Source organism: Promicromonospora sp. NPDC060204, assembly GCF_042728455.1.
Classification (GTDB): Bacteria; Actinomycetota; Actinomycetes; order Actinomycetales; family Cellulomonadaceae; genus Promicromonospora.
This window is the reverse complement of the sequence record NZ_JBHWZO010000048.1, coordinates 21,844-29,465: the sequence shown is the minus strand read 5'-3', so window position 1 is coordinate 29,465 and position 7,622 is coordinate 21,844. Positions and strand designations below refer to the sequence as shown.

General features: G+C 72.3%; 7 protein-coding genes. 2 read left to right on the top strand and 5 right to left on the bottom strand.

Annotation, left to right across the window (positions count from 1 at the left end; all coding sequences use genetic code 11):
* Positions 1-59 precede the first annotated feature (59 nt).
* Complete coding sequence (locus ACFWEJ_RS08815) at positions 60-1,319, bottom strand: PhoH family protein (protein WP_377228827.1); 1,260 nt, start codon at positions 1,317-1,319, stop codon at positions 60-62.
* Between the two features lie 504 nt (positions 1,320-1,823).
* On the opposite strand from ACFWEJ_RS08815, the gene ACFWEJ_RS08810 reads away from it, so the two are divergent.
* Both ACFWEJ_RS08810 and nhaA read left to right on the top strand, forming a co-directional pair.
* Positions 1,824-2,387, top strand: coding sequence for a DUF1697 domain-containing protein (locus ACFWEJ_RS08810; RefSeq protein WP_377228825.1), 564 nt, complete (start codon positions 1,824-1,826; stop codon positions 2,385-2,387).
* Between the two features lie 112 nt (positions 2,388-2,499).
* Positions 2,500-3,792: a Na+/H+ antiporter NhaA gene (gene nhaA, locus ACFWEJ_RS08805; protein ID WP_377228824.1), complete on the top strand. Its 1,293-nt coding sequence runs from the start codon at positions 2,500-2,502 to the stop codon at positions 3,790-3,792.
* Positions 3,793-3,911: 119 nt separating this feature from the next.
* Here the strand turns inward: nhaA and ACFWEJ_RS08800 are convergent, their stop codons facing one another.
* From ACFWEJ_RS08800 to ACFWEJ_RS08785, 4 genes are all read right to left on the bottom strand, one after another.
* Positions 3,912-5,171 carry an acetyl-CoA C-acyltransferase gene (locus ACFWEJ_RS08800; protein WP_377228823.1) on the bottom strand — a complete coding sequence of 420 codons (1,260 nt, stop codon included), beginning with the start codon at positions 5,169-5,171 and terminating at the stop codon, positions 3,912-3,914.
* Between the two features lie 87 nt (positions 5,172-5,258).
* A complete protein-coding gene (locus ACFWEJ_RS08795; protein ID WP_377228822.1) occupies positions 5,259-5,909 on the bottom strand; it encodes a CoA transferase subunit B in 651 nt (216 codons plus the stop codon).
* A 3-nt stretch (positions 5,910-5,912) separates the two neighbouring features.
* Entirely contained in the window at positions 5,913-6,719 is an 807-nt protein-coding gene (locus tag ACFWEJ_RS08790; protein ID WP_377228821.1) for a CoA transferase subunit A, read from the bottom strand.
* 79 nt (positions 6,720-6,798) lie between these two features.
* Positions 6,799-7,563 (bottom strand): 3-hydroxybutyrate dehydrogenase, encoded by a 765-nt coding sequence (locus ACFWEJ_RS08785; protein WP_377228820.1) that lies wholly within the window; start codon positions 7,561-7,563, stop codon positions 6,799-6,801.
* Positions 7,564-7,622: the final 59 nt, after the last annotated feature.

Sequence of the window (7,622 nt, the reverse complement as noted above, 5' to 3'; positions counted from 1 at the left end):
GGGTCGTTTGCGGCGACCTGGGCGTCCGGCATCTCCGACGGCGTGCGTCCGGCAGGTCGTCAGACCTCCAGGCGCTCCAGCATGTCGGTCACCAGCGCCGCCACCGGCGAGCGCTCCGACCGGGTCAGGGTCACGTGCGCGAACAGCGGGTGCCCCTTGAGCGCCTCGATCACGGCCGCGACGCCGTCGTGCCGCCCCACCCGCAGGTTGTCGCGCTGCGCGACGTCGTGGGTGAGCACCACGCGCGAGCTCTGGCCGATGCGCGACAGCACCGTGAGCAGCACGTTCCGCTCCAGGGACTGCGCCTCGTCCACGATCACGAACGAGTCGTGCAGCGAGCGCCCGCGGATGTGCGTGAGCGGCAGCACCTCGAGCATGTCGCGGGCGATGACCTCCTCGACGACGTCGGGCGAGACCAGCGCCCCGAGCGTGTCGTAGACGGCCTGCGACCAGGGGTTCATCTTCTCGGACTCGGACCCGGGCAGGTAGCCCAGCTCCTGCCCGCCCACCGCGTACAGCGGCCGGAAGACGAGCACCTTGCGGTGCTGCTGCCGCTCCAGCACGGACTCCAGGCCGGCGCACAGGGCGAGCGCCGACTTGCCCGTACCGGCTCGGCCGCCGAGCGAGACGATGCCGATCTCCTGGTCGAGGAGCAGGTCGATGGCGACGCGCTGCTCGGCCGAGCGACCGTGCACGCCGAACACCTCCTGGTCGCCGCGGACCAGCCGCACCTTCTTGTCCGGCGTCACCCGGCCGAGTGCGGAGCCACCCGGCGAGTGCACGACCATGCCCGTGTGCACCAGGAGCGGCGAGGCCGCCTCGACCGTCGCGGGGTCCAGGGCCGCGATCTCGACGGAGTCGTTCTCCCAGAGAGCGCCCATCTGCTCGTCCGAGAGGTCGATCTCACGCATGCCGGTCCAGCCGGAGTCCACCGCGAGCTCGGCCCGGTACTCCTCGGCCTGCAGGCCCACGGCGGAGGCCTTGACCCGCATCGGCAGGTCCTTGGAGACGACGGTGACGCTGCTGCCCTCGGCCGCCAGGTTGGCGGCCACGGCCAGGATGCGCGTGTCGTTGTCACCCAGGCGGAAGCCGGCGGGCAGGACCGAGGGGTCGATGTGGTTGAGCTCCACCCGGAGCGTGCCGCCCGTGTCCCCCACGGGGACCGGTGAGTCGAGCCGGCCGTGCTGCACCCGCAGCTCGTCCAGCATCCGCAGGGCGCTCCGGGCGAAGTACCCGAGCTCGGCGTGGTGGCGCTTGGCCTCCAGCTCCGTGACCACGACGATCGGGAGTACGACGTCGTGCTCCGCGAACCGCATCATCGCCTTCGGGTCGCTCAACAGCACTGACGTGTCGATGACGAAGGTCCTGCGTTCGTCACCTGCCGCGCCGGCAGCGGCGTCGGCACTCTGGTCGGACGGACGGGTGGTGTGTGCGGAATGGCTCACTGCGGTTCTCCCTCCGGCGCCGAAACGCCGTGACAGCCTCGTCGCTACCTGGCAGATACCGCCTGTCGGCGGAACCGACCCGGTCGAACCGGGGCTGGTGGATGGGCCGAGCGACCGACTCGGTGCGCCGCGTCGTGGCGCAGAGCCGGGGCCGGCCCTTCTCCACGGAGCGAGCACTCCATAGGTTGGCCTCCCGAAGGGGCGACTGGGTGCCGTCCCTGAGGTGGAAACTACGCGCCCTGCCATCCCGTGACCAGACCCACGCCCCGGCGGGTCGCAAGTTGTCACGAACTGTTCACATGGTGGCAATAGCTTGATTTTTACTCCAAGGAATAGCAAAACTCGCAGGGAGGGGCGCCCAGGCGGCAGGATGGTCACATGGCTTCCTTCGCCGTCCTGCTCCGAGCCGTGAACATCGGACCCGGCCTGCGTGTGTCGTCGGCGGACCTGCGCGGAGCCGCCGAGGACGCGGGTCTCGCCGACGCCCGGACGCTGCTGAACAGCGGCAATCTCGTGGTGACGACCGGAACCTCCAGGGCCGGCAGCGCCGCCGACGTCGCCCGGCTGGTCGAGGACCGGCTCGCCGAGCGCCTGGGACAGGACGTGTCCGCCGTCGGGCTGAGCGCGGAGCAGCTCGAGGACATCGCCGCGGCGAACCCGTTCCCGGCCGCCGCCCGGGACGACCCGTCCCACCTGCAGGTGCACGTCCCGTTCGGCGACCTCGACGAGGCGGGCATCGCCAGGCTCGACCTGGCCAGCCCCGGCCGGGAGATGCTCGCGACGGCCGCTGGCGTGCTGTACGTGCACTACGTGGACGGGATCGGCCGGTCCAAGCTCACGCCGAAGATCGTCGACCGGGCGGTCGGGGCGCCGACCACGGCCCGGAACTGGAACACGATCACCAAGCTGCGCGCCGCCTGCGCCGGGCTGGCCTCCCGGTAGTCCCGGGCCCGCGCCCGGTAGGGTGGGGGCCAGGGAGTGCCGGGAAGTCTGGTCGGCGTGGACCGGGTCGACCGGTCCGTGTCAGCCGACCCCGCACCCGAGAGGACGACCGTTGACCGGTACCGCCCCAGCACCCACCCGAGCCCAGCGCCTGCGCACCTGGCTGTCCCGCGAGACGACCGGCGGGGCGCTCCTGATCGGGGCCGCGTTCCTCGCCCTGCTCTGGGCCAACTCCCCCTGGCGAGCTTCGTACCAGGCGCTGTCCGACGCCGTCGTGGGCCCGGCCGCGATCGGTCCGGTCCCGGTGCACCTCGACCTCTCGCTGGCCACCTGGGCCGCCGACGGGCTGCTCGCGATCTTCTTCTTCGTGGTGGGCGTGGAGCTCAAGCAGGAGTTCGTCGCCGGGAGCCTGCGCAACCCCCGGGAGGCCGGCGTCCCGATGATCGCCGCCGTGGGCGGCATGGCCGTGCCCGCGCTGATCTACGTCGGCACCCTGCTGCTGCTCGACGAGCCGGGGGCGCTGCGGGGCTGGGCCATCCCCAGCGCGACCGACATCGCGTTCGCCGTGGGTGTCCTGGCGATCTTCGGCCGCGGCCTGCCGGCGGCGATCCGGACGTTCCTGCTCACCCTGGCCGTGGTCGACGACCTGCTGGCGATCGTCGTCATCGCGATCTTCTACACCAGCGAGATCCACTGGCTGCCGCTGCTCGGGACGCTCGTCTGCGCCGGGCTGTTCGGCTGGCACGTGCGCTCCCGCACGCCCCGGTGGTTCGTGCTGCTGCCGCTCGCCGTCGTGGCGTGGGCCCTGATGCACGCGTCCGGCGTGCACGCGACGATCGCCGGCGTACTGCTGGGATTCACCGTGCCGGCGGTCGCGCTGCACGGCGAGGCGACGTCGCGCACCACCCGCTACGAGCACGGCATCAGGCCGTTCTCCTCGGGCTTCGCACTGCCCGTCTTCGCCTTCTTCGCCGCGGGCGTCTCGCTGGTCGACGGCGCGGGGCCGGGCGCCGTCGTCGGCCAGCCGGTCGTCGCCGCGATCGCCGCCGGACTGATCCTCGGCAAGCTCATCGGCGTGCTCGGCACCACCGCGCTGGTCACGCGGATCACGCCGCTGCGGCTGCCCGACGGGATCGGCGTGCGCGACCTGCTGCCCGTCGGCCTGCTCGCCGGCATCGGGTTCACCGTGTCCCTGCTGATCAGCGAGCTGTCCTTCGGCGACTCCGAGCACACCGACGGCGCGAAGATCGCGATCCTCGGGTCGTCGGTGCTGGCCGCGATCCTCGGCGCGGTCGCACTGCGCCGGGACGCCCGGCAGGCCAGGACCACGGACATGAACCTCGACGGCCGTCCGGACGACGTCCACGACTACATCGGCGACGCAAAGGACCGCGAGACCCACTGACCCGCCGTCCGACCACCCGACTGACTCGGCCACGCACGAACGCCGAGTCAGCGAGTTGGTCCGACCACCCGGCTGACTCGGCAGAGTGGGAACGCCGAGTCAGCCAGTTGGGCTAGCGGTCACACCTCCAGCAGGAGTGCCTCGCCCTGGCCGCCGCCACCGCACAGGCCGACGGCGGCGCGGCCTCCGCCGCGGCGGGCCAGCTCGTGCGCGGCGTGCACCGCGATGCGTGCGCCGGACGCCCCGACGGGGTGCCCCAGCGCGATGCCGCCGCCGTGCACATTGACGATGTCCAGAGGCACGCCCAGGGTCTTCGCCGAGACCCCGACCACCACGGCGAACGCCTCGTTGATCTCCACGAGGTCGAGGTCGTCGGCCGTCCAGCCCTCGCGCTCCAGGGCCTGGCCGATCGCCCGGGCGGGCTGGGAGTGCAGGGAGTTGTCCGGCCCGGCCACCTGGCCGTGCGAGCGGACCGTCGCGAGCACGGGCACGCCGGCCGCCTCGGCCCGGCCGCGCGTGGTGAGCACGAGCGCGGCGGCACCGTCGGAGATCTGCGACGAGTTGCCCGCCGTCAGCGTCCCGTCGCTCTTGAACGCGGGGCGGAGCCGCGCGAGCGACTCGGGTGTCGTGTCGGGGCGCACGCCCTCGTCGGTGCGGACCTCGACCGGCTCTCCACGACGCTGCGGCACCGAGACCGGCGCCAGCTCGGCCTCGAAGTACCCGTCCTTGGCCGCCGCGGCGGCCCGCTGGTGCGAGGCGGCCGCGATCGCGTCCTGCTCCTCGCGCGACACGAACACGTCGCCCGCGTTGTGGTCCTCCGTCGAGATGCCCATCGAGACGTCGTCGAACGCGTCCGTCAGGGCGTCGTGCGCCACGGAGTCGACCAGCTCCGCCGACCCGTAGCCGAACCCGGACCGCGCGCCGGCCAACAGGTGCGGGGCGTTGGTCATGGACTCCTGCCCGCCCACCAGCACCACGGACGCCTCGCCCGTGCGCAGCAGCCGGGCGCCGTCGATGATCGACGTCAGCCCCGACAGGCACACCTTGTTCACCGTCACGGACTGCACGTCCCAGGGCACGCCGGCGGCCACCGCCGTCTGCCGGGCCGGGTTCTGCCCCGCGCCCGCCTGGATCACCTGGCCGAAGACCACCTTGTCGACGTCGGCCGCGAGCGCGCCCGCGCCCTCCAGCGCCTTGCGCGCCGCCACGGCGCCCAGCTCGACGGCGCTCAGCGCCGACAGCGAACCCTTCAGCCGACCCTGCGGCGTCCGCGCCGCCGAGACGATCACCACGTCGTCGGCGCTGTGTGTCGCGCCCGAACCGGTGGCGCCCGGACCGGTGCTCGTGGCACCCGTCGGAGCAGCAAATGCGTCACTCATGAGACCTCCTTTGGCCGTTCTTCCCAGCGTATCCCTCGGATTCGCGCGTGAGCCCGGCGGTCGCGCGGGCTCGACGGTTGCGCAGGCTCAGCCCGCCGAACCCACCAGCTCCACCGCGAGCTCCGGCTCCGTCTTCTCCACGACCTCCTCGGCCGTGACCCCCGGCGCGAGCTCGCGCAGCACCAGCCCGGACGGCGTCACGTCGAGCACCGCCAGGTCGGTGATGATCCGGTTGACCACGCCCTTGCCGGTCAGCGGCAGGGAGCACTCGCGCAGGATCTTGGGCGACCCGTCGCGCGCCACGTGCTCCATGAGCACGATCACGCGGCCCGCGCCGTGCACCAGGTCCATGGCGCCGCCCATGCCCTTGACCATCTTGCCGGGGATCATCCAGTTGGCCAGGTCACCCGTGGCCGAGACCTGCATGCCGCCCAGGATCGCGGCGTCGATCTTGCCGCCGCGGATCATGCCGAACGACGTCGCCGAGTCGAAGATCGACGAGCCGGGCAGCAGCGTCACCGTCTCCTTGCCCGCGTTGATGAGGTCCGGGTCCACGGCGTCCTCCGTGGGGTACGGCCCCACGCCGAGGATGCCGTTCTCGGACTGGAGCACCAGGTGCCGGTCGTCCGGCACGTAGTTGGGCACGAGCGTCGGCAGCCCGATGCCCAGGTTCACGTACATGCCGTCCTGCAGCTCGCGCGCGGCGCGCGCGGCCATCTCCTGTCGCGTCAGTGCCACGGTTCAGCCCTCCTTGCCCGACGACGCCGCGGCGGGCTCCGTCACGGTCCGGCGCTCGATGCGCTTCTCGATGTCGGTGCCGACGTGCACCACCCGGTGCACGTAGACGCCCGGCAGGTGCACGGTGTCCGGGTCGATCTCCCCCGGCTCGACGAGCTCCTCGACCTGGGCGATGCAGATGCGCCCCGCCATCGCGGCGAGTGGCGAGAAGTTGCGCGCCGACTTGTTGAACACGAGGTTGCCGTGCCGGTCGCCGCGCAGGGCGTGCACCAGCGCGAAGTCGGTGCTGATCGACTCCTCCAGCACGTACTCGGCGTCGTCCGCCCCGAACGTGCGGACCTCCTTGGGCGGGGACGCGATCGCCACGCCGCCCGAGCCGTCGTACTTGCGCGGCAGGCCGCCGTCGGCCACCTGCGTGCCGACGCCCGTCCGCGTGAAGAACGCGGCGATGCCCGCGCCGCCGGCGCGGAGCTTCTCGGCGAGCGTGCCCTGCGGGGTGAGCTCCAGCTCGAGCTCGCCCGAGAGGAACTGCCGCTCGAACTCCTTGTTCTCCCCCACGTACGAGCTGGTCATCTTCGCGATCCGCTGGGCGTTCAGCAGCACGCCGAGGCCCCAGTCGTCGACGCCGCAGTTGTTGCTCACCACGGACAGGCCGCTGGTGCCCTGCGCCAGCAGCGCCTCGATCAGGGCGATCGGGTTGCCGCACAGCCCGAACCCGCCCACGGCGAGCGAGGCGCCGTCGGGGATGTCGGCCACCGCCTCGGCCGCGCTCGCGACCACCTTGTCGAACCCGGTACGTGCTCCAGTCATCATCGACTCCTCCATCACGTCAGTCCTGGCAGGTCATGCCATGTGCCAGTGTCACACCCATCGCGGCCCGGGCGGCGACTCATCGCGCGCTCCAGCCGCCGTCGATGGTCCACGAGGCACCGGAGACCATCGCGGCCTCCGGCCCCGTCAGCCAGCCCACCAGGGCGGCCACCTCGTGCGGTTCCACCAGCCGCTTCACCGCGGACTCCGCGAGCATGACCTTCGCCATCACCTCGGACTCCGGGATGCCGTGCACCCGCGCCTGCTCGGCGATCTGCTTCTCCACGAGCGGCGTGCGCACGTAGCCGGGGTTGACGCACACGCTGGTCACGCCGTGCTCGCCGCCCTCCAGGGCCGTCACCTTGGACAGGCCCTCCAGCCCGTGCTTGGCCGCCACGTACGCCGACTTGAACGGCGAGGCCACCAGCCCGTGTACCGACGAGATGTTGACCACCCGTCCCCAGCCCCGCGCGTACATGCCGGGCAGGACGGCGCGGACCAGCAGGAACGGCGCCTCCAGCATGATCCGCTGGACCAGCCGGAAGTCGTCCGGCACGAAGTCCTGGATCGGGCTGACCCGCTGGATGCCGGCGTTGTTCACCAGCACGTCGGTGTCCAGCCGGAGGTCGTCGAGCGCCCGGGTGTCGGACAGGTCGACCACCCAGGCCTCGCCGCCCACCTCCTCGGCGACGGCCTTGGCGCCGTCGCCGTCGAGATCGGCCACCGTGACGTGCGCGCCGCGGGCGGCGAGCTCCCGCACGCACGCGGCGCCGATACCGCTCGCGCCGCCCGTCACCAGCGCCCTGCGCCCGTCGAGCCGGTGCTCCTCGTGCCTCGCGTTCATCGTCGATCCTGCCCCTCCGTCGTCCTGCACCCGTCGTCCTGCACCCGGTCGTTCCCCCG

Coding starts and splice junctions, on each gene's coding strand:
- ACFWEJ_RS08810 (WP_377228825.1), top strand. CDS start 1,824: ATGGCTTCCTTCGCCGTCCTGCTCCGAGCCGTGAACATCGGACCCGGC.
- ACFWEJ_RS08790 (WP_377228821.1), bottom strand. CDS start 6,719: ATGACTGGAGCACGTACCGGGTTCGACAAGGTGGTCGCGAGCGCGGCC.
- ACFWEJ_RS08815 (WP_377228827.1), bottom strand. CDS start 1,319: ATGATGCGGTTCGCGGAGCACGACGTCGTACTCCCGATCGTCGTGGTC.
- ACFWEJ_RS08800 (WP_377228823.1), bottom strand. CDS start 5,171: ATGAGTGACGCATTTGCTGCTCCGACGGGTGCCACGAGCACCGGTCCG.
- ACFWEJ_RS08785 (WP_377228820.1), bottom strand. CDS start 7,563: ATGAACGCGAGGCACGAGGAGCACCGGCTCGACGGGCGCAGGGCGCTG.